Source organism: Pseudomonas sp. BP01 (genome assembly GCF_022760795.1).
Taxonomy (GTDB): Bacteria; Pseudomonadota; Gammaproteobacteria; order Pseudomonadales; family Pseudomonadaceae; genus Aquipseudomonas; species Aquipseudomonas putida_Q.
The window spans coordinates 174,211-196,482 of record NZ_JAFBKA010000005.1 but is presented as its reverse complement, the minus strand read 5'-3'; the positions used below and the strand labels follow the sequence as shown (position 1 = coordinate 196,482).

22 protein-coding genes are annotated in these 22,272 nt (G+C 62.2%); 5 read left to right on the top strand and 17 right to left on the bottom strand.

What is annotated here, in order from left to right:
- Positions 1 to 193 precede the first annotated feature (193 nt).
- From JOY50_RS07050 to JOY50_RS07040, 3 genes are read left to right on the top strand one after another with little or no spacing between them, the layout of a single operon-like run.
- Entirely contained in the window at positions 194 to 442 is a 249-nt protein-coding gene (locus tag JOY50_RS07050; RefSeq protein WP_132841967.1) for a helix-turn-helix domain-containing protein, read from the top strand.
- A 10-nt stretch (positions 443 to 452) separates the two neighbouring features.
- Positions 453 to 800 (top strand): head completion/stabilization protein, encoded by a 348-nt coding sequence (locus JOY50_RS07045; RefSeq protein ID WP_132841965.1) that lies wholly within the window; start codon positions 453 to 455, stop codon positions 798 to 800.
- Positions 793 to 1,155: a hypothetical protein gene (locus tag JOY50_RS07040; RefSeq protein WP_019470479.1), complete on the top strand. Its 363-nt coding sequence runs from the start codon at positions 793 to 795 to the stop codon at positions 1,153 to 1,155. Before JOY50_RS07045 ends, JOY50_RS07040 begins: the two co-directional genes overlap by 8 nt.
- On the opposite strand, the gene JOY50_RS07035 is transcribed toward JOY50_RS07040, so the two are convergent.
- On the bottom strand, positions 1,152 to 1,544 hold the full coding sequence (locus JOY50_RS07035) for a helix-turn-helix domain-containing protein (RefSeq protein ID WP_132841963.1): 393 nt from the start codon (positions 1,542 to 1,544) through the stop codon (positions 1,152 to 1,154). The two genes, JOY50_RS07040 and JOY50_RS07035, sit on opposite strands and share 4 nt — an antisense overlap.
- 179 nt (positions 1,545 to 1,723) lie before the next feature.
- On the opposite strand from JOY50_RS07035, the gene JOY50_RS07030 reads away from it, so the two are divergent.
- Positions 1,724 to 1,987: an ogr/Delta-like zinc finger family protein gene (locus JOY50_RS07030; protein WP_019470481.1), complete on the top strand. Its 264-nt coding sequence runs from the start codon at positions 1,724 to 1,726 to the stop codon at positions 1,985 to 1,987.
- Positions 1,988 to 2,068: 81 nt separating this feature from the next.
- Here JOY50_RS07030 and nuoN read toward each other — a convergent pair whose 3' ends face one another.
- From nuoN to JOY50_RS06950, 16 genes are all read right to left on the bottom strand, one after another.
- Positions 2,069 to 3,538: an NADH-quinone oxidoreductase subunit NuoN gene (gene nuoN, locus JOY50_RS07025; protein WP_132841961.1), complete on the bottom strand. Its 1,470-nt coding sequence runs from the start codon at positions 3,536 to 3,538 to the stop codon at positions 2,069 to 2,071.
- Between the two features lie 7 nt (positions 3,539 to 3,545).
- Positions 3,546 to 5,078, bottom strand: a complete 1,533-nt coding sequence (gene nuoM, locus JOY50_RS07020) for an NADH-quinone oxidoreductase subunit M (protein ID WP_016498748.1) — start codon at positions 5,076 to 5,078, stop codon at positions 3,546 to 3,548.
- 40 nt (positions 5,079 to 5,118) lie between these two features.
- Positions 5,119 to 6,972 (bottom strand): NADH-quinone oxidoreductase subunit L, encoded by a 1,854-nt coding sequence (gene nuoL, locus JOY50_RS07015; protein WP_132841959.1) that lies wholly within the window; start codon positions 6,970 to 6,972, stop codon positions 5,119 to 5,121.
- The gene (nuoK, locus tag JOY50_RS07010) at positions 6,969 to 7,277 is read right to left on the bottom strand and encodes an NADH-quinone oxidoreductase subunit NuoK (protein ID WP_003251446.1); all 309 of its coding nucleotides are present in this window, start codon (positions 7,275 to 7,277) and stop codon (positions 6,969 to 6,971) included. The genes nuoL and nuoK overlap by 4 nt, the downstream gene beginning before the upstream one ends.
- Positions 7,278 to 7,280: 3 nt before the next feature.
- Positions 7,281 to 7,781 (bottom strand): NADH-quinone oxidoreductase subunit J, encoded by a 501-nt coding sequence (nuoJ, locus tag JOY50_RS07005; RefSeq protein WP_019470483.1) that lies wholly within the window; start codon positions 7,779 to 7,781, stop codon positions 7,281 to 7,283.
- Positions 7,782 to 7,791: 10 nt separating this feature from the next.
- Entirely contained in the window at positions 7,792 to 8,340 is a 549-nt protein-coding gene (gene nuoI, locus JOY50_RS07000; protein WP_243054979.1) for an NADH-quinone oxidoreductase subunit NuoI, read from the bottom strand.
- Between the two features lie 11 nt (positions 8,341 to 8,351).
- Complete coding sequence (nuoH, locus tag JOY50_RS06995; RefSeq protein WP_012273297.1) at positions 8,352 to 9,359, bottom strand: NADH-quinone oxidoreductase subunit NuoH; 1,008 nt, start codon at positions 9,357 to 9,359, stop codon at positions 8,352 to 8,354.
- On the bottom strand, positions 9,356 to 12,070 hold the full coding sequence (nuoG, locus tag JOY50_RS06990; protein WP_132841957.1) for an NADH-quinone oxidoreductase subunit NuoG: 2,715 nt from the start codon (positions 12,068 to 12,070) through the stop codon (positions 9,356 to 9,358). Before nuoG ends, nuoH begins: the two co-directional genes overlap by 4 nt.
- A gap of 133 nt (positions 12,071 to 12,203) precedes the next feature.
- Complete coding sequence (gene nuoF, locus JOY50_RS06985) at positions 12,204 to 13,583, bottom strand: NADH-quinone oxidoreductase subunit NuoF (protein WP_132841955.1); 1,380 nt, start codon at positions 13,581 to 13,583, stop codon at positions 12,204 to 12,206.
- Entirely contained in the window at positions 13,580 to 14,077 is a 498-nt protein-coding gene (nuoE, locus tag JOY50_RS06980) for an NADH-quinone oxidoreductase subunit NuoE (protein WP_012273294.1), read from the bottom strand. Before nuoE ends, nuoF begins: the two co-directional genes overlap by 4 nt.
- Positions 14,078 to 14,079: 2 nt before the next feature.
- Entirely contained in the window at positions 14,080 to 15,861 is a 1,782-nt protein-coding gene (gene nuoC, locus JOY50_RS06975) for an NADH-quinone oxidoreductase subunit C/D (RefSeq protein WP_016498752.1), read from the bottom strand.
- A 79-nt stretch (positions 15,862 to 15,940) separates the two neighbouring features.
- Positions 15,941 to 16,618 carry an NADH-quinone oxidoreductase subunit B family protein gene (locus JOY50_RS06970; RefSeq protein WP_012313769.1) on the bottom strand — a complete coding sequence of 226 codons (678 nt, stop codon included), beginning with the start codon at positions 16,616 to 16,618 and terminating at the stop codon, positions 15,941 to 15,943.
- A gap of 10 nt (positions 16,619 to 16,628) precedes the next feature.
- Complete coding sequence (locus JOY50_RS06965; RefSeq protein WP_003251427.1) at positions 16,629 to 17,042, bottom strand: NADH-quinone oxidoreductase subunit A; 414 nt, start codon at positions 17,040 to 17,042, stop codon at positions 16,629 to 16,631.
- A gap of 382 nt (positions 17,043 to 17,424) precedes the next feature.
- Positions 17,425 to 18,087, bottom strand: coding sequence for a lysoplasmalogenase (locus JOY50_RS06960; RefSeq protein WP_243054978.1), 663 nt, complete (start codon positions 18,085 to 18,087; stop codon positions 17,425 to 17,427).
- A gap of 270 nt (positions 18,088 to 18,357) precedes the next feature.
- A complete protein-coding gene (gene aceA, locus JOY50_RS06955) occupies positions 18,358 to 19,683 on the bottom strand; it encodes an isocitrate lyase (protein ID WP_012273289.1) in 1,326 nt (441 codons plus the stop codon).
- Between the two features lie 493 nt (positions 19,684 to 20,176).
- Complete coding sequence (locus JOY50_RS06950) at positions 20,177 to 20,941, bottom strand: secretin N-terminal domain-containing protein (protein WP_243054996.1); 765 nt, start codon at positions 20,939 to 20,941, stop codon at positions 20,177 to 20,179.
- A 124-nt stretch (positions 20,942 to 21,065) separates the two neighbouring features.
- On the opposite strand from JOY50_RS06950, the gene JOY50_RS06945 reads away from it, so the two are divergent.
- A complete protein-coding gene (locus JOY50_RS06945; protein WP_132841949.1) occupies positions 21,066 to 22,241 on the top strand; it encodes a hypothetical protein in 1,176 nt (391 codons plus the stop codon).
- Positions 22,242 to 22,272 lie beyond the last annotated feature (31 nt).

Here is a 22,272-nt window from a genome sequence, read left to right as displayed (position 1 = left end):
GACAACGGCGTTGAGACGAGCGAAATGCCGCTTGGAGCACGAAGAAAGTCAGCAAATCTTGCATGGCTTTCGTCAGACGCTTTTGTACGAAAGTTCTTTACAAGCCGCACCGGTGGAGCGAGGCGGCATGCGCTTCGTAAGGTGGCTGCAGACCGGCAGAGATGCCTCGCTCAATCACCCGTGGAGTACAAGCATGACTGACAACGCACGACACCCGCAGCAACCCTCGGCGGACGCCCCGGTTCGCCTGACGCCCCGTGAACGGCAAGTGCTGTTGTGGTGTGCCTATGGCAAGAGCTCCTGGGAGATAGGCCGGATCCTTGAATGCAAGGAGTCGACGGTGAACTTCCACGTGTCCAATATCTTGCGCAAGTTCGACGTGCCTACACGGGTGGCGGCGGTAATCAAGGCCATTCGCTACGGCATGCTGGCCGAGCAATGAGGGGTGAGGTATGAGCAACGACCTTCGGTTACCGCGTTATGCCGACAGCCATGACCCGTTCTGGCCACGGGTGGACCTTGGCAGGCTGCGTGAGCGCCTGAACCTGACATGGCCGGTCAGTGAGGCCGCCCTGGAAGTCGCCGCACGTTGTGCCGCCATCGATGCAGCGCGGGAATTTGCGCGCTGGCGCGCGGTGTTGCGAGAGCGGGGCTACAAGCGCCTGGAGGATGTGGCCGGGCATGACCAAGGGCGCGCTTTGCGGGTGTGCTACATCCGCTTTGTCGAAGCCGCGGTCATGTACAGCCTCGGTGCAAGCTCATATCTGCGCCCTGTGCGTCGGGGGGCGGCTCATGCATGAGGAATTTGTTGTCGACCGCTGGGCCCCGGGGCTGATTGAGCTGCTGAGCGTGGATGGCAGTGTGTTGTTTGCCGCGCTGCTGGGGGCTTTGCTGGTGGGCGCGGCGCGCGACCGCTTGATCACCAGTGCGACCAGGCGCCTGACGCTGGGCAAGAAGCTGTTGCTGGTGTTCGTGACCGTGGGTGTGGGGCACCTGTTCGAGCCGCTGGTTTCGTCATTGGCGCCCTTGTTGACCCGTGGCATGGCGGCATTCGTCGCTGCCGTGGTGGTGATCCCCATCAGCCTCAAGGTCATGGTCTGGCTGGATACGCTTGACCCGCGCGAACTCATCCAGCGCTGGCGCCGCCGAGGTTAGCCGCTGGCGGCTTCGGGCAGGTGGCTGGTCAGTTCGTTCAATTGCTGTTCCAGCTGCTGGATGCGTTGCTTGTCCTTGATGTGCAGCAGGATGGCATGGCGATCAACCGGGGACAACGTGCGCAGCCGGTCGAGCATGTCGAACTCCCAGCCTGGCTCACTTTGGCATACCGGGCATTGTTCCCCTTCGCCCAACAGCAACCAGTCCAGGGAGCACCCATGCTGTCTGGCGATTTCTATGCAAAGTGAGTATGGGACGCTATCGCGAACTTTCCAGCTGCTCAGCGTCTGCGGGCTGACCGACAACGCACGAGACAGCTCGGCATCAGTCTGGGCACCAGTGAGAAGCTTAAGGCGCGTGAGCACCGCAGCAAGTACGTGAGTACTCATAACAAATATCCATGACTGGTTTAATGATATTCCATGGGCTTAAACTACTCGTTATGAATACAGCCCTGCGTTTTAAGGAGCACTTCTGCAATGAGAACCATCAAATTGAAGAATACACCCACAGTTGCAGCCAATACTGACACACAGGTTGGCCCGGGCAATGCTAGCAGGTACTTGCCGTGAGTACTTACAAGCTGGTTTGCCCGCATTGCCATAGCCGGATGCGCATACGCACTAGCGAAGGGCGCCATATTTTCTTGCGTATCGCTTATTTGCAATGCACCACCGAAGCGTGCGGCTGGTCTGTACGCGCCGAATTCGAAATGACCCATGAACTTTCCCCCAGCGGGATGCCCAATCCGGAAGTGTATCTGCCTTCGGCCAATGGCGATTTGCGCAAGGCCGCCTTGCCTGGGGCAGGCCAGGCCAGCCCGGTTGAGTGAGGCTTCATAGGGGGCAGGCAAATAAACGTGCAGATAAAAAAACACCCCGCATAAGCGGGGTGTTTTGTATTGCCGAGGCGATCAGCCGATCAGTTGCAGGCCGGCTTGCTGGACCAGCTCCAGCAGCGGTTGCGGGTATACGCCGAGCACAAAGGCAAGAATGGCGATGGCCAGCAGCATGACGCCACCGGTGCGCTGTTCCCACTTCAGTGGGGCGTCGTGGCGACGCAGGTTAGGCTCGACCAGGTACAGGGTGACCATGACGCGCAGGTAGTAGTAAACGCCGATGGCGCTACCGATCACCAGCGCACCGACCAGCCACCACAGGTGCGACTCGACGCCGGTGGCGATGATGTAGAACTTGCCGATGAAGCCTGCGGTCAGCGGGATGCCGGCCAGCGACAGCATCATCACGGTCAGTACGGCGGTCAGGTACGGGCGGCGCCAGAACAGGCCGCGGTACTCGTACAGCGCATCGGCGTCACGGCCGCCGTAAGGCGAGGACATCAGGGTGATCACGCCGAAGGCGCCGAGGCTGGTGATCACGTAGGTGACCAGGTACACGCCCATGGCTTCCAGGGCCAGGCCCTTGCTGGCAACCAGCGCGATGACCAGGTAGCCGAAGTGGGCGATGGACGAGTAACCCAGCAGGCGCTTGAGGTTGCTCTGGGTCAGCGCCAACAGGTTGCCGACCAGGATCGAGGCCACGGCAATCACCGCCAGCACGGTGCTCAGCGCGCCGCTGCTGGCAGCAGGGGAGAGCATGAACAGGCGCACGACCACGGCGAATACTGCCACTTTGCTGGCGGTTGCCAGGAACGCGGCGACCGGTGCCGGAGCGCCTTCGTACACGTCCGGGGTCCACAGGTGGAACGGTACCAGCGACAGCTTGAAGGCCAGGCCGACCAGCATCATGCCCAGGCCCAGCTGGGCCACCAGGCTTGGCATGCTGGTGGTTGCCAGGGCTTTGCCGATCTGGTCGAAGCTCAGGCTGCCGGCATCCGCGTACAGCAGGGCCATGCCGAACAGCAGGAAGGCCGAGCCTGCGGCCGACAGCACCATGTACTTGATGCCGGCTTCCAGTGATCGCTTGTTGAAGAAGGCGTAAGCCACCAGGCCGTAGACCGGTACCGACAGCAGCTCCAGGCCGATGAACAGCCCGGCCAGGTGGTTGGCGCTGACCAGCACCAGGCCACCGAGGGCCGACATCAGCAGCAGCAGGTACAGTTCTTCACGGTTGCCCGGGAAGCCCTTGGAGCCTTCGCCGAGGTAGGCGTGGGCCAATGTGACGCACGCCAGCGTTGCCACCAGGATGATCGCCATGTACAGGCAGGCGAACTTGTCGATGGTGATCAGCGGGGTAACCGCCAGCGGCGCTACCTTCAGCGCCGGCAGGATCGACAGCAGGGCCAGGTTCAGGCCCACGGTGGACAGCAGGAAGGTCTGCGAGTGGTTGCGCTTCCAGGCGATCGCCAGCATCACCACCACCGTGGTGATGGTGGTGATCAGCATCGGCGCCAATGCGATGAAGTGTTGAGTGGTGAATTCCATAGCGCTCTTACCGGGCCGAAGCGAGTTGAGTGAAAGCGGAACCGAGCCACTGCTGCACACCACTCATGGTGGCGGCAGAGGTGTCGAGGAACGGCTGCGGATACACGCCCAGCAGGATCAGCAGTACCGCCAGGCCCAGCACCATGATCAGTTCGCGACCGTCCATGCCGGCCAGCACGGTGTCGGCCTTGGCTGGGCCGAAGTAGGCGCGGTGGATCATGATCAGCGAGTAGACCGAACCGAATACCAGGCCGGTGGTGGCGATCACGGTGATCCATGGTACGTGCGCGAAGCTGCCTATCAGGATCAGGAACTCGCCGACGAAGTTACCGGTACCCGGCAGGCCCAGCGACGCTGCGGCGAAGAACAGGCTGATCGCCGGGAGGTAGGCGATGCGGTGCCACAGGCCGCCCATCTGACGCATGTCACGGGTGTGCAGGCGCTCATACAGCTGGCCGGACAGGATGAACAATGCCGCAGCCGACAGGCCGTGGGCCAGCATCTGGATCACCGCGCCTTGCAGGGCTTGCTGGCTGCCGGAGTAGATACCGATCAGCACGAAGCCCATGTGCGAGACGCTGGAGAAGGCGATCAGGCGTTTGATGTCGGTCTGCGCAAAGGCCAGGAAGGCACCGTAGAAGATACCGATCAGGCCCAGGGTCATGGCGATGGGCGCGAACTCGGCCGAGGCGTTCGGGAACAGCGGCAGGGCGAAGCGCAGCAGGCCGTAGGCCGCGGTCTTCAGCAAGATACCCGCCAGGTCCACGGAGCCTGCAGTCGGTGCCTGGGCGTGAGCATCAGGCAGCCAGGAGTGGAACGGCACCACCGGCAGCTTCACCGCGAAGGCGATGAAGAAGCCCAGCATCAGCACGTACTCGACACCGGCTGGCAGTTCGGCCTTGAGCAGGTCGCTGTAGTTGAAGGTGAGCACGCCGGTGGTGTTGTAGTTGACCAGCACCAGGCCCAGGATCGCCACCAGCATGATCAGGCCGCTGGCCTGGGTGAAGATGAAGAACTTGGTCGCCGCGTAGATCCGGGTCTTCTTGCCGTCTGCCGAGCTGTGACCCCAGAGCGCGATGAGGAAGTACATCGGCACCAGCATCATTTCCCAGAAGAAGAAGAACAGGAACAGGTCCAGGGCCAGGAACACACCGACCACGCCGCCCAGGATCCACATCAGGTTGAGGTGGAAGAAGCCGACGTGGCGCTGGATCTCTTTCCAGGAACACAGTACCGACAGCACACCGAGCAGGCCGGTGAGCAGGATCATCAGCAGCGACAGGCCGTCGAGGGCCAGGTGGATGCTGATGCCGAAGCGCTGGATCCACTGGAGTTTGTATTCCAGGGCCCAGGCAGGCTCTGCGCCCGGAGCGGGGGCGAGGGTGTAGTCGCCGGTAGCCCACAGCCACAGGCCGATGCCGAGCAGCAGGGACATGGTCAGCAGCGCGATCCAGCGCGGCAAGGTGGCGCCGAAGCGCTCACCCAGCCAGCACAGGAAGCCGCCGATGAAGGGGATCAGGATCAGCCAAGGCAAAATCATGACGGGTTGGTTTCCTTTGGCAAAGTCGCAAGATTCATTGTCATACCGCAGCCACTAACACGGCACCGAGCACCAGCACGGCACCCACGGCGATAGAGGCGGTGTACCAGCGCAGTTGGCCAGTCTCGGTCTTGCTCATGGCGACATGACCGCCACGCGCCATCCGAGGAATCAGGCCGATGCTGCGGTCTACCGGGTCCTTGCGCAGGATGTGGCAGATCAGCAGGTACGGTTTGACGAAAAGCTTGTCGTAGATCCAGTCGAAGCCCCAGGCGGCGAACCACCAGGCCGACAGGACGCGGCCGATGCCGCTGTTGGCGACTGCGCTGACGAAGCTGCGCTTGCCCAGGAACAGCAGGGCCGACAGCAGGATACCGGCGATGGCGATGGCACCCGAGGTAATCTCCAGCGCGTGCTTGGCTTCGCCACCGGCGTGGCCGGCGCTTTGAGGCAGCACGCCTGCCAGCGGCGGGGTGATCCAGGCGCCGACGAAGGTCGATAGCACGATCAGCACGCCCAGCGGCAGCCAGTGGCTGATGCCGTGGCCGGCGTGCGCTTCGGTCTTGGCTTCGCCGTGGAAGGCGATAAAGATCAGGCGGAAGGTGTACAGCGAAGTCATGAACGCACCGACCAGGCCGGCGTACAGCAGGCCGGTGTTGCCACTGGCGAAGGCTTCCCAGAGGATCTCGTCCTTGGAGTAGAAGCCCACGGTCACGATCGGCAGGGCGGCCAGGGCAGCACCACCGACCACAAAGCTGGCGTAGGCCAGTGGCAGTTTCTTCCACAGGCCGCCCATCTTGAAGATGTTCTGCTCGTGGTGGCAGGCAACGATCACCGCACCGGAAGCAAGGAACAGCAGGGCCTTGAAGAAGGCGTGGGTCATCAGGTGGAAGATCGCCGCGTCCCAGGCGCCAACGCCCAGGGCCAGGAACATGTAGCCGATCTGGCTCATGGTCGAGTAGGCGAGGATACGCTTGATGTCGGTCTGTACCAGCGCGGCGAAGCCGGCCAGTACCAAGGTCACGCCACCGACAACACCTACAAGGTGCAGGATGTCCGGCGCCAGCAGGAACAGGCCATTGGTACGGGCGATCAGGTACACGCCCGCGGTCACCATGGTTGCAGCGTGGATCAGTGCCGAAACCGGGGTTGGGCCTGCCATTGCGTCGGCCAGCCAGGTCTGCAGTGGCAGCTGGGCCGATTTACCGACCGCACCGCCCAGCAGCATCAGCGTTGCCAGCACCATCCAGGTGTCGCCAGCCTGGAACTTCTGCGGTGCCAGCACCAGCAGTTCCTGCACGTTCAGGGTACCCAGCTGGGCGAACAGGATGAACAGGCCGATGGCCAGGAACACGTCGCCGATGCGGGTGACGATGAACGCCTTCAGTGCCGCGTTACCGTTGTTGCGGTTGCTGTAGTAGAAACCGATCAGCAGGTACGAGCACAGGCCTACGCCTTCCCAGCCGAAGTAGATGAACAGCAGGTTATCGCCGAGGATCAGGAACAGCATGCTGGCGATGAACAGGTTGGTGTACGAGAAGAAGCGCGAGTAGCCGGCTTCGCCACGCATATACCAGGACGCAAACAGGTGGATCAGGAAGCCGACACCGGTAACCACGCCGAGCATGGTGACCGACAGGCCGTCCAGGTACAGGGTGAAGTTCGGCGCAAAGCCGTCCACCGACATCCACTGCCACAGCAGTTGGCTGTACGCGCCGCCTTCAGGTGGCGCGACATTGAACTGCCAGATGACGTAGGCGGCGGTAGCCGCCGACAGGCCCACCGAGCCGACGCCGATCAGGGCGGACAGGTTCTCCGAGAACCGCCCGCGCGAGAACGACAGCAGCAGGAAGCCGACGAGGGGGAAGACGAAAGTCAGGAAGAGAAGGTTCATCCGCGCATCTCACTGGCAGCATCGATGTCGAGAGTGTGGAAGCGGCGATACAGCTGCAGCAGGATGGCCAGGCCAATGCTGGCCTCGGCGGCTGCCAGGCTGATCACCAGAATGAACATCACCTGGCCGTCGGGCTGGACCCAACGGGCCCCGGCGACGACGAACGCCAGGGCAGAGGCGTTCATCATGACTTCCAGGCTCATGAGCACGAAGAGGATGTTGCGGCGGACCATCAGGCCAACCAGACCTAAGCAGAACAGGATACCGGCGACCGCCAGGCCATGCTCGAGAGGGATAGCACCCATGATTTACTCCTTCGCCTCGTTGCGGCCCAGGTGGAAGGCGGTGACGGCTGCAGCCAGCAGCAGCATCGAGGCCAGTTCGACCACCAGCAGGTACGGCCCGAACAGGCTGATGCCCACTTCTTTCGGGCCCACGGTGGTACCGCTGATGCCCGCGCCGCTTGGGGCGACGAACAGCACGTACAGCAGTTCCAGCAGCAGCAGGGTGCCGAGGATTACCGGCCCTGCCCAGATGCCAGGCTTGAGCCAGCCGCGCTCCTGGGCGACCGAAGCCGGCCCCAGGTTGAGCATCATCACCACGAACACGAACAGCACCATGATGGCGCCGGCGTAGGCGATCACTTCCAGGGCACCGGCGAACGGCGCACCCAGGGCGAAGAAGATCATGGCCACGGAAATCAGCGAAATGATCAGGTAAAGCAAGGCGTGCACGGGGTTTGTGCCGGTCACCACCCGAAGGGTGGAGACCACGGCAATCCCGGATGCGAAGTAGAAAGCGAATTCCATCTTTCTGTCCTTATGGGAGCAAGCTCTTCACGTTGATCGGTTCGGCTTCGTTCTGCGCAGCGCCTTTCGGCTTGCCAGCGATTGCCATACCCGCAACACGGTAGAAGTTGTAGTCAGGGTTTTTGCCGGGGCCGGAGATCAGCAGATCTTCTTTCTCGTACACCAGGTCCTGACGCTTGAACTCGGCCATTTCGAAATCCGGAGTCAGCTGGATCGCGGTGGTCGGGCACGCTTCTTCACACAGGCCGCAGAAAATGCAACGCGAGAAGTTGATGCGGAAGAATTCCGGGTACCAGCGTCCATCCTCGGCCTCGGCCTTCTGCAGCGAGATGCAGCCAACCGGGCAGGCCACCGCGCAGAGGTTGCACGCTACGCAGCGCTCCTCGCCATCGGGGTCGCGGGTGAGGACGATGCGGCCGCGGTAACGCGGCGGCAGGTACACGGGTTCTTCGGGGTACTGCAGGGTGTCGCGCTTGCGGAACCCGTGGGAGAACACCATTGCCAGGCTGCGCAGCTGTGTGCCGGTGCCCTTAACGATGTCGCCGATATACTTGAACATGGGTCAAATCCTCACTGGGCCGCGACGGCTGGCGTGTTGTAGAGCACGATCGCAGCGGTCACCAGCAAATTGATCAGGGTCAGCGGCAGGCAGAACTTCCAGCTGAAGTCCATCACCTGGTCATAGCGTGGGCGCGGGATAGAGGCGCGCAGCAGGATGAACAGCATGATGAAGAACGCGGTCTTCAGGGCGAACCACAGGAACGGCACTTGCGGCAGGATGCCGAACGGGCCGTGCCAGCCACCGAAGAACAGGGTTACCAGCAGCGCCGAGATGAGGATGATGCCGATGTACTCACCGACGAAGAACATGCCCCATTTCATGCCGGCATACTCGATGTGGTAGCCGTCGGCCAGTTCCTGTTCCGCTTCTGGCTGGTCGAACGGGTGACGGTGAGTCACGGCGACGCCAGCGATGAAGAAGGTGCAGAAGCCGAAGAACTGCGGAATGATGAACCACAGGTTCTGCGCCTGGTACTCGACGATGTCGCGCATGTTGAACGAGCCTACCTGCACCACTACGCCCATCAGCGCCAGGCCCAGGAACACTTCGTACGACACGGTCTGTGCCGAAGCACGCAAGCTGCCCAGCAGGGCGTACTTGTTGTTCGACGACCAGCCGGCGAACAGCACCGCGTAGACCGACAGGCCGGCCATGGCGAAGAAGAACAGCAGGCCGATGTTCAGGTCGGCAACGCCCCAGCCCGGTGTGATCGGGATGATCGAGAAGCCGATCAGCAGGGCGCTCATGGCCACGACCGGTGCCAGGGTGAAGATCATCTTGTCGACGAAGGGCGGGTTCCAGTCTTCCTTGAAGAACATCTTCAGCATGTCGGCGGCGATCTGGAACATGCCGAACGGGCCGACACGGTTAGGACCGTAGCGGTCCTGCCACCAGCCCAGCAGGCGGCGCTCGACGAAGCTGAGCAGGGCGCCGCAGACCACTACGGCCAGCAGCACCACGATAGCCTTGACGACCTGGATGATCACATCGATCACTTCGGGGGTGAACCAGCTCATTGTGCTGCCTCCTGCAGGCCTTCGACGGATGCACCGAAGATGGCAGGCGGAATGCCGGCCAGGCCTTTCGGCAGCGCGACCAGGCCAGCGCCCAGCTCTTCATTGATACGCAGCGGCAGGCGCAGGGCCACACCCGCAACGTTCAGGCTCAGCAGGGCACCGTCGTTAACACCCAGGCGGTCGGCTTCGGACTTGGCCAGGGCCACGTAGGCAGCCGGGATGCGCTCTTGCACCGGGGCGGCGCGCGACGAGCTTTCTTCGCTGCCGAACAGGTGGAAGAACGGCACGGCAGTCCAGGTGCCACGGGTCGGGTTGAAGGCACCCGGAATGGCGTTGAACCAGCTCAGGCGGTCGCCTTGCGATTCGATCAGGCGTACGCCCGGGTCACCGGCACGCAGGTGGCCACCGACCTCGTCCTGGAACTTGTTCCAGGCTTGCGGCGAGTTCCAGCCCGGCGACCAGGCGAACGGCACCTGCTGGCGCGGTTCGGCGGAGCCCGAGTAACCTTCCATGGAGAAGGCGAACGCGGTGTCCTTGTCTTGCGGGGTGCGCGGTTCGTGCACGCTGATGTTGGCGCGCATGGCGGTACGGCCGGAATAGCGCAGCGGCTCGCGGGCCAGCTTCATGCCCTTGATGCGGAACGCGGCGCTTGGCGCAGCGTTGACGATGCCGGCCAGTTGCGGGACGGCTTCGGCGCAGGCGCTGGTAACGTGGTCCAGCTGGGTCCAGTCGACCGGCTTGTTCAGCAGGGTGGCACGCAGGGCGTGCATCCAGCGCCAGCCTTCGTGAATCAGGATGCTGCTGTCCAGGTACTGCGGGTCGAACACCTGGAAGAAGCGCTGGGCACGGCCTTCCTGGCTGACCAGGGTACCGTCGCCTTCGGCGAACGAGGCCGCTGGCAGTACCAGGTGGGCACGGTCGACCGTGGCGGTTTTGGAGTGGTCGGCAACGATCACCACCTTGGCTGCAGCCAGGGCAGCGTCGACCTTGGCGGCCGGTACGCGGGCGTACAGGTCGTTTTCCAGCACGACGATGGCGTCGGCCTTGCCGCTGATGACCGCGTCCAGCGCGGCATCGACGGACTCGCCACCGAGCATGGCCAGGCCGATGCTGTTGGCCTCAGGCACCACCAGGCTCAGCGAGCCGTTCTTCTCGCGCAGCTTCAGGGCCTTGGCGATGTTGGCGGCGGCTTCGATCAGCGCCGGGTCGGCCAGGGAAGTACCGGCAACGACCAGTGGGCGCTTGGCAGCGACCAAGGAGTCGGCGATGCGCTGGGCCAGGGCCTTGGCTTCGTCGTCCAGGCCGGCAACCGCAGGTGCGCTCGGGTCGATGGCATGGGCCACGGCGAAACCGATGCGGGCCAGGTCGGCCGGGGCGGCGTGCACGCATTCTTCGGCGACGTCGTCCAGCTTGGTTTCAGCCAGGGAGGCGATGAACAGCGGGTACAGCGCGTGCTGGCCGATGTTCTTCACAGCCGCGTCGAGCCACGGCTGCACTTTCATCGCTTCGGCCATGGCTTCGGCCTTGCCTTTGGTGGCCTGGCGCACGGCCAAGGCGACGCGGGCAGCGGTCTGGGTCAGGTCTTCACCAAGCACGAACACGGCGTCGTGGTCTTCGATGTCGCGCAGGGTTGGTACCGGCAGCGGGCTGTTGTTCAGCACGTTCAGGGCCAGGCGCACGCGGGCCAGTTCGCCTGCTTCCATGCCGGAGTAGAAGTACTCGGCGCCGACCAGCTCACGCAGGCCGTAGTTGCTTTCGAGGCTGGCGCGTGGCGAGCCGATACCGACGATGGTACGGCCGCGCAGCAGGTCGGCGGCCTTGTCCAGGGCGGCGTCCAGGCCCAGCTTGGTGCCGTCGGCCAGGTGTGGCTGGCGTGGGCGATCCTTGCGGTTGACGTAGCCGTAACCGAAGCGGCCACGGTCGCACAGGAAGTACTGGTTGACCGAGCCGTTGAAGCGGTTTTCGATCCGGCGCAGTTCGCCGTAACGCTCGCCCGGGCTGATGTTGCAGCCGCTGGAGCAGCCATGGCAGATGCTTGGGGCAAACTGCATGTCCCACTTACGGTTGTAGCGCTCGGAGTGGGTCTTGTCGGTGAACACACCGGTCGGGCATACCTCGGTCAGGTTGCCGGAAAATTCGCTTTCCAGCACACCGTCTTCGACGCGGCCGAAGTACACGTTGTCGTGAGCGCCGTATACGCCCAGGTCGGTACCGCCGGCGTAGTCCTTGTAGTAGCGCACGCAGCGGTAGCAGGCGATGCAGCGGTTCATCTCATGGGCGATGAACGGGCCGAGGTCCTGGTTCTGGTGGGTACGCTTGGTGAAACGGTAGCGGCGCTCGTTGTGGCCGGTCATTACCGTCATGTCTTGCAGGTGGCAGTGACCGCCTTCCTCGCACACCGGGCAGTCGTGCGGGTGGTTGGTCATCAGCCATTCGACGACGCTTGCGCGAAACGCCTTGGACTCGTCATCTTCGATGGAAATCCAGGTGCCGTCGGAGGCAGGGGTCATGCAGGACATGACGATACGACCACGGGTGTCGTTCTCGTCGGTGTACTGCTTGACCGCGCACTGCCGGCAGGCGCCAACGCTACCAAGCGCCGGGTGCCAGCAGAAATAAGGGATGTCGAGGCCTAGCGACAGACATGCCTGTAACAGGTTGTCTGCACCGTTGACTTCGAGCGCTTTGCCGTCTACGTGGATAGTGGCCATTGTTCAAAGTTCTTCGTTGGCCCGCGTGAGCGGGCGTGGCTAATGGAAATCGGTGGGCTTGCGACACGCCGCGAATGAATCGGGCCTGTCGGCAAGCTGGCGAGTGGCACGGACCACCCGCCTAATCATCTTGTTATGCGCCGACCACGATCGGCCCGGCCTGGATTGGCTTGGCCAGGTTTGGGCGCAGGGTGTCACCAGCGGATGCTGGGGCGACACCGGCCTCGAACTCGGACCGGAAGTATTTGATGGCACTGCCCAGCGGCTCGACGGCACCCGGTGCGTGAGCACAGAAGGTACGGCCTGGGCCGAGGAAGTTGACCAGCCCCAGAAGCGTCTCGATGTCTTCGGCACGGCCTTGGCCGTTTTCCAGTGCGCGCAGCATCTTCACGCTCCACGGCAGGCCGTCACGGCATGGCGTGCACCAGCCGCACGACTCGCGGGCGAAGAACTCTTCCATGTTGCGCAGCAGCGAGACCATGTTGACGCTGTCGTCTACCGCCATGGCCAGGCCAGTACCCATACGGGTGCCGACCTTGGCGATGCCGCCGGCGTACATTTGCGCGTCGAGGTGCTCGGGCAGCAGGAAGCCGGTACCGGCGCCGCCTGGCTGCCAGCACTTGAGCTTGAAGCCGTCGCGCATGCCACCGGCGTAGTCTTCGAACAGCTCGCGGGCGGTGACGCCGAACGGCAGCTCCCACAGGCCCGGGTTCTTCACCTTGCCAGAGAAGCCCATCAGCTTGGTGCCGTGGTCTTCGCTGCCTTCGCGGGCCAGCGACTTGTACCAGTCGTTGCCGTTGGCGACGATGGCCGGCACGTTGCACAGGGTTTCGACGTTGTTCACGCAAGTCGGCTTGCCCCATACGCCCACGGCGGCAGGGAAGGGCGGCTTGGAGCGCGGGTTGGCGCGGCGGCCTTCCAGCGAGTTGATCAGTGCGGTTTCTTCACCGCAGATGTAGCGGCCGGCACCGGTGTGCACGAACAGCTCGAAATCAAAACCGGAGCCCAGAATGTTCTTGCCCAGCAGGCCGGCGGCCTTGGCTTCATCAATGGCGCGGTTGAGGTTTTTCGCAGCAGTGGTGTATTCGCCACGCAGGAAGATGTAGCCACGGTAGGCCTTCAGGGCGCGGGCGCTGATCAGCATGCCCTCGACCAACAGATGGGGCTGTTGCTCCATCAGCATGCGGTCCTTCCAGGTGTTGGGCTCCATTTCGTCCGCGTTGCACAGCAGGTAGCGGATGTTCATGGATTCGTCTTTGGGCATCAGGCCCCACTTCACGCCAGTGGGGAAGCCTGCGCCACCGCGGCCCTTGAGGCCGGAGTCCTTCACGGTCTGCACGATGTCGTCTTGCGACATCTCGCCCAGCGCCTTGCGGGCAGCAGCGTAGCCGTTCTTGGCCTGGTACTCGGCAAGCCATACCGGCTCGCCGTCGTCACGCAGGCGCCAGGTCAGCGGGTGGGTTTCGGCGGTGCGCGCAATGCGGTTGGCCGGGCCGAAGGAAGTAATGGTCATACGTAACCCTCCAGCAGCTTGGTGACGCCAGCGGGCTGCACGTCGCCAAAGGTGTCGTCGTCGATCATCAGCGCCGGGGCCTTGTCGCAGTTGCCCAGGCAGCACACCGGCAGCAGGGTGAAGCGGCCGTCGGCGGTGGTCTGGCCGAGGCCGATGCCCAGCTCGCTCTGGATCTGGCTGACGACCGATTCATGGCCGCCGATGTAGCAGACCATGCTGTCGCACACGCGAATGATGTGGCGGCCAACCGGCTGGCGGAAGATCTGGCTGTAGAAGGTGGCTACACCCTCGACGTCGCTGGCCGGGATGCCCAGTACCTCGCCGATGGCGTGGATGGCGCCGTCCGGCACCCAGCCACGTTCCTTCTGGACGATCTTCAGGGCTTCGATGGACGCCGCTCGCGGGTCCTCGTAGTGATGCATTTCGTGCTCGATGGCCGAGCGCTCTGTTTCGCTCAGGGCGAAACGGTCTGTCTGGATAAGCGTGCTGTTCATGCTTAGCGGTCCACGTCAGCCATAACGAAGTCGATACTGCCCAGGTACGCAATGAGGTCGGCGACCATGCTGCCTTTGATCACCGAAGGGATCTGCTGCAGGTGCGGGTAGCTCGGGGTACGGATCCGGGTGCGGTAGCTCATGGTGCCGCCATCGCTCGTCAGGTAGTAACTGTTGATGCCCTTGGTCGCCTCGATCATCTGGAACGACTCGTTGGCCGGCATGACCGGGCCCCACGAGACTTGCAGGAAGTGCGTGATGAGGGTCTCGATGTGCTGCAGGGTGCGCTCTTTCGGTGGCGGCGTGGTCAGCGGGTGATCCGCCTTGTACGGGCCTTCCGGCATGTTGCGCAGGCACTGGTCGATGATGCGGATACTCTGGCGCATCTCCTCGACACGGACCATGCAGCGATCATAGGCATCGCCGTTGTGGGCCAGCGGTACTTCAAACTCGAAGTTCTCGTAGCCGGAGTAGGGGCGGGCTTTGCGCAGGTCGAAATCGCAACCGGTGGAGCGCAGGCCGGCACCGGTGGTGCCCCATTCCAGGGCTTCCTTGGTGTTGTACGCGGCAACGCCAATGGTACGGCCCTTGAGGATGCTGTTCTGCAGGGCAGCCTTGGTGTACTCGTCGAGGCGCTTGGGCAGCCAGTCTACGAAGTCCTTGACCAGTTTCTCCCAGCCGCGCGGCAGGTCGTGGGCGACGCCACCAATGCGGTACCAGGCCGGGTGCAGGCGGAAACCGGTGATCGCTTCGATTACGGTGTAGGCGCGCTGGCGGTCGGTGAAGGTGAAGAACACCGGGGTCATGGCGCCCACGTCCTGGATGTAGGTACCCAGGAACAGCAGGTGGCTGGTGATGCGGAAGAACTCGGCCAGCATCACGCGAATCACGTCGACCTTCTGCGGCACCTTGATGCCCGCCAGCTTTTCCACCGCCAGCACGTACGGCAGGTTGTTCATTACCCCGCCGAGGTAGTCGATACGGTCGGTGTAGGGGATGAAGCTGTGCCAGGACTGGCGCTCGGCCATTTTCTCGGCGCCACGGTGGTGGTAACCGATGTCCGGTACGCAGTCGACGATCTCTTCACCGTCCAGCTGCAGGACGATACGGAACGCACCGTGCGCCGAAGGGTGGTTGGGGCCGAGGTTGAGGAACATGTAGTCCTCGTTGGCGCCCTGACGCTTCATGCCCCAGGCTTCCGGGTTGAAGCGCGCCGACTCTTCTTCAAGCTGTTGCTTGGCCAGGGTCAGGCTGTAGGGGTCGAACTCGGTGGCACGGGCCGGGTAGTCCTTGCGCAGCGGGTGGCCTTCCCAGGTGGGCGGCATCATGATGCGGCTGAGGTGCGGGTGGCCGGCAAAGTCGATGCCGAACATGTCCCACACTTCGCGTTCGTACCAGTTGGCGTTTGGCCAGATACCGGTCACGGTCGGCAGGTTCAGGTCGCCTTCGCTCAGCGACACCTTGATCATCACGTCGCTGTTACGCTCGATCGACAGCAGGTGGTAGAACACGCTGAAGTCGGCGGCCGGCAGGCCACGGCGCTGGGTACGCAGGCGTTCGTCGACGCCGTGCAGGTCGTACAGCATGCTGTAAGGCTTGGCGACACCGCGCAGGAAGCTGAGCACCTCTTTGAGCTGGGCGCGTTTGACCCACAGCACAGGCATGCCGGTGCGGGTTTCCTGGGCGACGAATGCTTCGGCGCCAAAACGGTTGTTCAGTTCGACGACCACATCCTGGTCGTCAGCCTTGTAGGGCGGAATGAAAATAGCGTTGTCCGCTGTCATGGTCTCGGTCGCTTTGGGTCAACGTTAAGAATGAAGCCAGGCCGCCGGCTCCAGGGGGAGCGGGCGGCAGGTCGCTGGATCAGACTTCGTCGGGGCTGCGCAGGTTGGTTACTGCAATGCGCTGCTCACGACGCAGGTCTTTCTGGGCTGGCATCTCGGCACGGTAAATACCTTGATCACCAACAACCCAGGAAAGCGGGCGTCGTTCTTGGCCGATCGACTCCTGCAACAGCATCAAGCCTTGCAGGAAAGCCTCAGGGCGTGGCGGGCAGCCAGGCACATAGACGTCCACGGGGAGGAACTTGTCGACCCCCTGAACGACCGAGTAGATGTCGTACATGCCACCGGAGTTGGCGCACGAGCCCATGGAGATGACCCACTTCGGCTCGAGCATCTGCTCGTACAGGCGCTGAATGATCGGCGCCATCTTGATGAAGCAGGTACCGGCGATGACCATGAAGTCGGCCTGACGCGGCGAGGCCCGGATGACTTCGGCGCCGAAGCGGGCGATGTCGTGGGGCGCCGTGAAGGCCGTGGTCATTTCCACGTAGCAGCAGGACAGGCCGAAGTTGTACGGCCAGAGGGAGTTCTTGCGACCCCAGTTGACCGCGCCACGCAGCACATCTTCGAGTTTCCCCATGTAGATGTTCTTGTGGACCTGGTCCTCTAGCAGTTGGTCGGTGACGGTTTCCCGTTCACCTACCGGGTACTGCTCGTTAGGCGCATCCGGATCGATTCTGGTGAGATTGTATTGCATTGCCAAAGCCTCATTGTTTCAGCTTCGCTTGCCGCTTGCGGCGACCTTCGGGAGCCCAATCAAGAGCACCGACGCGCCATAGGTAGACAAGACCTGCCAACAGAATTGCTATGAAAACGAGAGCTTCGACGAACCCGGTCCAGCCGCTTTCGCGGACGGACACAGACCATGCAAAGAGAAAGAGGGCTTCGATATCGAAGATCACGAACAGCATCGCGACCAGATAGAATTTGGCGGACAGGCGCAGGCGGGCGCTGCCGACGGGCAGCATGCCGGATTCGAAGGGTTCGTTCTTGGCGCGACCCCAGGCCTTGCTACCGAGCAGGCTGGACAGGCCGAGCATGAAGGCACACAGGCCGACGACACCCAGGAGGAAGATGGCAAAGCCCCAGTTGTGGGCGATGAGTCCTGCCGAATCGGACATGCTAGAGATCCTTATACAGAGACCCAGCTCTGCAGTCTGAAATAAGTAGAGCGGCGACGTGGTGTCGCAGGTGCAGTGACCAAATGTCGCAGCTGAATCAATCGCGCTGATTTTATGGGTAAACCCGTAGCAAGTAAAATTTCTGTCGCAAATTTATTCGTAGGATTAAGAACAAAAGGCACTCGTAAATGGCTGAAAGCCTTGATATTCGGGCATTGCGTGCGGTTTTGTTAATTATGTTTCTTGCGACTGGTAACGAATTACAACTTTCGGAATGATAATTAATATCATTTGACCTGGTGCTATATAATTTGGCTGTTCTGTGCCTTGTAAAGTTCATCTGGCGACTCCCCCCTACTTGCAAATGCGAAAGACTCCTGTTCTAACAGCTTCCGACGGTGCGCGCACCGCTCTGGGTCAATACTTTATCGGTTGATCGGTGACTGGCTGATGCAGCAATCGCCCACTGGCCGAGCCAGTAGGTGAGGATGATCAGGTACGGAGCGGCGGCGAACGGGCTGACGAAGCGGTCGATGCCGATCATGCTGTCGGAGAGCACGAACAGGCCGGCGCCGATTGCGGCCAGCCCACCACAGGCCAGGGCGCGCCAGAGCATGGCGCTGATGGCCAGGGCGTACAACGCGACAGGGATCAGCAACGGGCCGAGGCCGTGGCTGGCCAGTACGCCGAACAGCGCGATGCCGGTGATGGCGCTGCAGATCAGTGCGGGCAGGGCGGGGCGCAGGGTAATGCCGCAATAGCCGCGCAGGTAAGCCAGGTGGGCACAGAGGAAGGCGGCCAGGCCGAACACGAACAGGTCGGCGGGGATGGCCAGCAGTATGTCGCCGAGTACAGAGAAGCCCAGGCCGATCGAGATCCACTTGCGATAAGGTGTGGCCGGGGCGCCGCGCAGCCAGGCGACAAGCGCCAGGACGGGAACGGGTTTGGCCAGCAGGGCGAGCAGGGTATTGTCGCTGGCCAGTGCATATATATAGAGGGCGGCGGCGGCCAGGGCCAGAATCATCAGGTGGCTTGGACGAGGCATGGGCGGTCCTTGCTGCTGTGCTGCCTCAAGCATAGACCTGATTGTGGGGTTTGCTGGTGATGCCTTGGGTTGTATTAGGGCTGTTATGGGCTAGCCGAAAAGAATACGGCGCCTGTGAGATCGAGCGCCGCCCGTGCGGCGCTCGGTCTCGCGGGCGCTGAAGATGCTGTGGCGAAAACCTCTCAGCCCAGGCGCATTTTCAAAGGCACGTCAAAAAGAAAGCCCGGAGCTTTCACAAGCCCCGGGCCTTCGTTCAACAGCAGCCCACTATCAGTGGAACTGCTCCTCCTCGGTCGAACCGGTCAGGGCCGTTACCGACGATGCGCCACCCTGGATCACGGTGGTCATGTCATCGAAGTAACCGGTACCCACTTCCTGCTGGTGCGCCACGAAGGTGTAGCCTTTGCTGGCGTCAGCGAACTCCTGCTCTTGCAGCTTCACGTAGGCGGTCATGTCGTTGCGGGCGTAGTCGTGTGCCAGGTTGAACATGCCGTGCCACATGTTGTGGATGCCCGCCAGGGTGATGAACTGGTGCTTGTAGCCCATGGCCGACAGCTCGCGCTGGAATTTGGCGATGGTGGCGTCGTCCAGGTTCTTCTTCCAGTTGAAGGAAGGCGAGCAGTTGTACGACAGGATCTGGTCCGGGTACTCCTTCTTGATCGCTTCGGCGAAGCGACGGGCTTCGTCCAGGTCCGGCTTGGCGGTTTCGCACCAGATCAGGTCGGCGTATGGCGCGTAGGCCAGGCCGCGGGAGATGGCCTGGTCGAGGCCGGCGCGGACCTTGTAGAAGCCTTCACGGGTACGCTCGCCAATCACAAACGGCTGGTCGTACGGGTCGCAGTCGCTGGTCAGCAGGTCGGCGGCGTTGGCGTCGGTACGGGCCAGGATGATGGTCGGTACGCCCGACACGTCAGCTGCCAGGCGCGCGGCCACCAGCTTCTGTACGGCTTCCTGGGTCGGTACCAGGACCTTGCCGCCCATGTGGCCGCATTTTTTGACCGAGGCCAGCTGGTCTTCGAAGTGCACGCCAGCGGCGCCTGCTTCGATCATGTTCTTCATCAGCTCGTAGGCGTTCAGTACGCCACCGAAACCGGCTTCGGCGTCAGCGACGATCGGCGCGAAGTAGTCGATGTAGCCTTCGTCGCCCGGGTTCTTGCCGGCTTTCCACTGGATCTGGTCGGCGCGGCGGAACGAGTTGTTGATGCGCTTGACCACGGTCGGTACCGAGTCAACCGGGTACAGTGACTGGTCAGGGTACATCGACTCGGCCGAGTTGTTGTCGGCGGCAACCTGCCAGCCGGACAGGTAGATGGCCTGGATGCCAGCCTTTACCTGCTGTACTGCCTGGCCACCGGTCAGGGCGCCCATGCAGTTGACGAAATCTTTTTCTGGGCGGAAGGACGGGTGGGCACCTTGGGTGACCAGCTTCCACAGTTTTTCTGCACCTTGGCGGGCCAGGGTGTGCTCTGGCTGCAGGGAGCCACGCAGGCGAACGACATCAGCGGCGGTGTAGGTACGGGTCACGCCTTTCCAGCGCGGGTTCTCGGCCCAATCTTTCTCGAGGGCTGCAATTTGCTGTTCGCGTGTCAGTGCCATGGAAATAAACCTCGTCGCATCGATCTTGGGTTAATTGTGCTGATGCTCGGGTGCAGATCAGGGCGCTTGGCGGCTGTCCTGTTCTAAGGAGTGCGGCGGCGAACGCGAAGGCTCGAAGGAGGAAGGGTGGGCAGGCCAGGCGAAGGTGTGCTCCGGCAGGTCGGCTCGTGGTTGCCTTGCTGCGGTGCTACGCGATTGCCAGTACTGCGGTGATGCGCTTCCGTCCCTCGGGACAACTTCTTCGTTGCAGTCGCAATCCCGTCGAACCGCCTTGTGGGCCGTATAGACACGAGGCGCCTCCAGGGGTGGGAGGAGCACGCCTCGAAGGCCCTTGCCAGGGCCCCTGATTAGCGGGAGCGAGGCCATCATGCCCTTGGGAAAAAGACCCTGTCAAATGTTTTGTAGTGGTTTTTTTCGCTTACTACATCTTTGGTCTAATGCGACTTGTCAGTCAGTTTCAAGGCCTTTGGTCGAGGCCTTGAATTGCCTGGGATCAGTCGAGAAGGTCGACTTTTACCCGCAAAGTCATGTTTTCACCGCGCTGGGTGCTGTAACTGCGGCTTGACGCGCTCCGCTCGGCTTGGCTCTGCTGGTTGTAGCCTGCCAGGGTGATCCATTCGCCGAGCTTTCCGGTGACTGTCGTGTCGGTACTTTGCACTTTCACTACATCTGCACGTTCCTGGCTGATGCGGTCATTATTGGTGCTGATTTGCAGACGAACCGTGTCACCGCTCAAGCTTGGCGTGACGTAGAAGCCCTGGGTCACGTTGCGGTATTCGGTGTTGCTCTCTATGCGCCCATAGCCGTCAGTGCTGGTGCTGGTAATCGGGATGCTCTGGCCAACCTGAATGAGCGCGGGCTGGCCTTCGCTGGCCTGAACCTGCTGCATGCCGCCGTCACGGTTGCTGGTGCCGTAGTGGATGACGCGTGCGTTGCCGCGGTTGTCCTGGAAGTTGCTGTCGTTGTTGTCCACGCTGATCAGCAGGCGCTTGGGAGCGGTGTCCAGCTGTTGCAGCAAGGCGCGCAGGTCGCCGATGCGTTCGGGGCTGGCGTTGACGATCAGCTTGTTCTCGAAGGCGTTCACCGTGCCGTCTTTGCCGATGAATGCCTGCGCGGCAGGCAGCAGTTCGGCGCTGGCGCGGTGCTGCAGCGGCACCACTTCGGTGGCAGCCTGGGCGGCGAGGCTGGCAAGCAGCAGCAGGGAGGTGAAAAGGGGGCGTAGCGGCATGTCCATGATCTCCGCAGGTGGAATGAACATGATGGCAAATTTGCCGGCTTCCTGCCGGATCTGGATCACGCCGGCGCTGTTCAGAAGGTCGTATTATCCTTATTTATCTTGTAGGCTATAAATTATAGTAGGCAAGATAATTGAGGATAATGACATGTCTCCTGTTCGCCCGCTCCTGCGCCGTGATCAACTGGCCAACGCTCTGGCCCAAGACCTGGCAGGCGAGTCGCTGATCGATTACAGCGCTGGCATGTTCCTGGCCGCGCCTCGGCGCACGGGCAAGAGCACCTTCCTCAACAACGACTTGATACCGGAATGCGTACGGCGCGGCTGGCGACCGGTTTACGTGGACCTGTGGTCGGACCGCAACGCGGCCCCGGCGCAGCTCATCAGTGGCGCCATCGGCACTGCGCTGGCCAGTTTCGAAGGTGCGCTGGCCAGGACCGCGAAAAAGGCTGGTATCGAAAAAATAAACCTGCTGCGCACCCTGAGCTGGGATTTCACCCGCCCGCAACTGCCTGCGGGTACTACCTTGGCGCAGGCACTTTCCGTGCTGCATCAAGTGTCAGGGCAGATGGTAGTGCTGATCATCGACGAGGCTCAGCACGCCCTTAACAGCGAAGATGGCCTCAATGCCATGTTCGGGCTGAAAGCCGCGCGTGACCACCTCAACCGTGGCGACTGTCCGGACGGCTTGCGCCTGGTGTTCACAGGCTCCAGCCGCGACAAGCTGGCCAACCTGGTACTTAAGAGCAAGCAGCCGTTCTTTGGTGCCACCATCACGCCGTTCCCGTTACTGGGGCGTGAATATGTCGAATTCATCACGGGTTTGTGGAACCGGCGCCTGGCCGATAGCAATCAGTTCAAGGTAGAGGACCTGGCGTCCGCTTTCGAGCTGGTCGGCCGTCGCCCGGAAATGCTCAACAAGCTGTTGGCCGAAGTCAGCGTCGGCCTGGGTGAGGCGGGCAACTTGGGCGATCTGCTGCGCACTGGGGCGCTCAGCCATCAGGCTGGTGTCTGGAGTGACTACGAAAGTGCCTGGAACGAGCTTTCGCCGTTGCAGCAGGCGGTGCTTGAGGTAATGGCCGAGCGCACGCTAGGCCGACATCCGTTCTCGCCGTTCACAGAGCAGACCTTGATCGACATCAGACGCAAGCTGGAGCAGGCCCAGGCAGAAGTCAACGCCAATACGCCTAACGTACAGAAGGCCCTCGATGCTCTGCGCGACAAGGAGCTGGTGTGGAAGGCCAATCGTGGCGAGTACGCGCTGGAGGATGCTTCCATGGCTGAATGGCTTGCCCGCGACAAGGCAGTTGCTGGCCGTAGATGAACCTTTGAGTTGTCCCGTCAGTCGCACTCAG

Bases quoted from the DNA above. Each gene is read 5' to 3' on its own strand.
- JOY50_RS07040 (WP_019470479.1), top strand. From the start codon at position 793: ATGCATGAGGAATTTGTTGTCGACCGCTGGGCCCCGGGGCTGATTGAG.
- JOY50_RS07035 (WP_132841963.1), bottom strand. From the start codon at position 1,544: ATGAGTACTCACGTACTTGCTGCGGTGCTCACGCGCCTTAAGCTTCTC.
- JOY50_RS06960 (WP_243054978.1), bottom strand. From the start codon at position 18,087: ATGCCTCGTCCAAGCCACCTGATGATTCTGGCCCTGGCCGCCGCCGCC.
- nuoF (WP_132841955.1), bottom strand. From the start codon at position 13,583: ATGACCATTACTTCCTTCGGCCCGGCCAACCGCATTGCGCGCACCGCC.
- JOY50_RS06965 (WP_003251427.1), bottom strand. From the start codon at position 17,042: ATGTCCGATTCGGCAGGACTCATCGCCCACAACTGGGGCTTTGCCATC.
- nuoI (WP_243054979.1), bottom strand. From the start codon at position 8,340: ATGTTCAAGTATATCGGCGACATCGTTAAGGGCACCGGCACACAGCTG.
- JOY50_RS07050 (WP_132841967.1), top strand. From the start codon at position 194: ATGACTGACAACGCACGACACCCGCAGCAACCCTCGGCGGACGCCCCG.
- nuoM (WP_016498748.1), bottom strand. From the start codon at position 5,078: ATGATTTTGCCTTGGCTGATCCTGATCCCCTTCATCGGCGGCTTCCTG.
- nuoK (WP_003251446.1), bottom strand. From the start codon at position 7,277: ATGGGTGCTATCCCTCTCGAGCATGGCCTGGCGGTCGCCGGTATCCTG.
- nuoE (WP_012273294.1), bottom strand. From the start codon at position 14,077: ATGAACAGCACGCTTATCCAGACAGACCGTTTCGCCCTGAGCGAAACA.
- JOY50_RS06970 (WP_012313769.1), bottom strand. From the start codon at position 16,618: ATGCAATACAATCTCACCAGAATCGATCCGGATGCGCCTAACGAGCAG.
- nuoL (WP_132841959.1), bottom strand. From the start codon at position 6,972: ATGAACCTTCTCTTCCTGACTTTCGTCTTCCCCCTCGTCGGCTTCCTG.
- JOY50_RS06945 (WP_132841949.1), top strand. From the start codon at position 21,066: ATGTCTCCTGTTCGCCCGCTCCTGCGCCGTGATCAACTGGCCAACGCT.
- nuoN (WP_132841961.1), bottom strand. From the start codon at position 3,538: ATGGAATTCACCACTCAACACTTCATCGCATTGGCGCCGATGCTGATC.
- nuoG (WP_132841957.1), bottom strand. From the start codon at position 12,070: ATGGCCACTATCCACGTAGACGGCAAAGCGCTCGAAGTCAACGGTGCA.
- JOY50_RS06950 (WP_243054996.1), bottom strand. From the start codon at position 20,941: ATGTTCATTCCACCTGCGGAGATCATGGACATGCCGCTACGCCCCCTT.
- aceA (WP_012273289.1), bottom strand. From the start codon at position 19,683: ATGGCACTGACACGCGAACAGCAAATTGCAGCCCTCGAGAAAGATTGG.
- nuoH (WP_012273297.1), bottom strand. From the start codon at position 9,359: ATGAGCTGGTTCACCCCCGAAGTGATCGATGTGATCATCCAGGTCGTC.
- JOY50_RS07045 (WP_132841965.1), top strand. From the start codon at position 453: ATGAGCAACGACCTTCGGTTACCGCGTTATGCCGACAGCCATGACCCG.
- nuoC (WP_016498752.1), bottom strand. From the start codon at position 15,861: ATGACAGCGGACAACGCTATTTTCATTCCGCCCTACAAGGCTGACGAC.
- nuoJ (WP_019470483.1), bottom strand. From the start codon at position 7,781: ATGGAATTCGCTTTCTACTTCGCATCCGGGATTGCCGTGGTCTCCACC.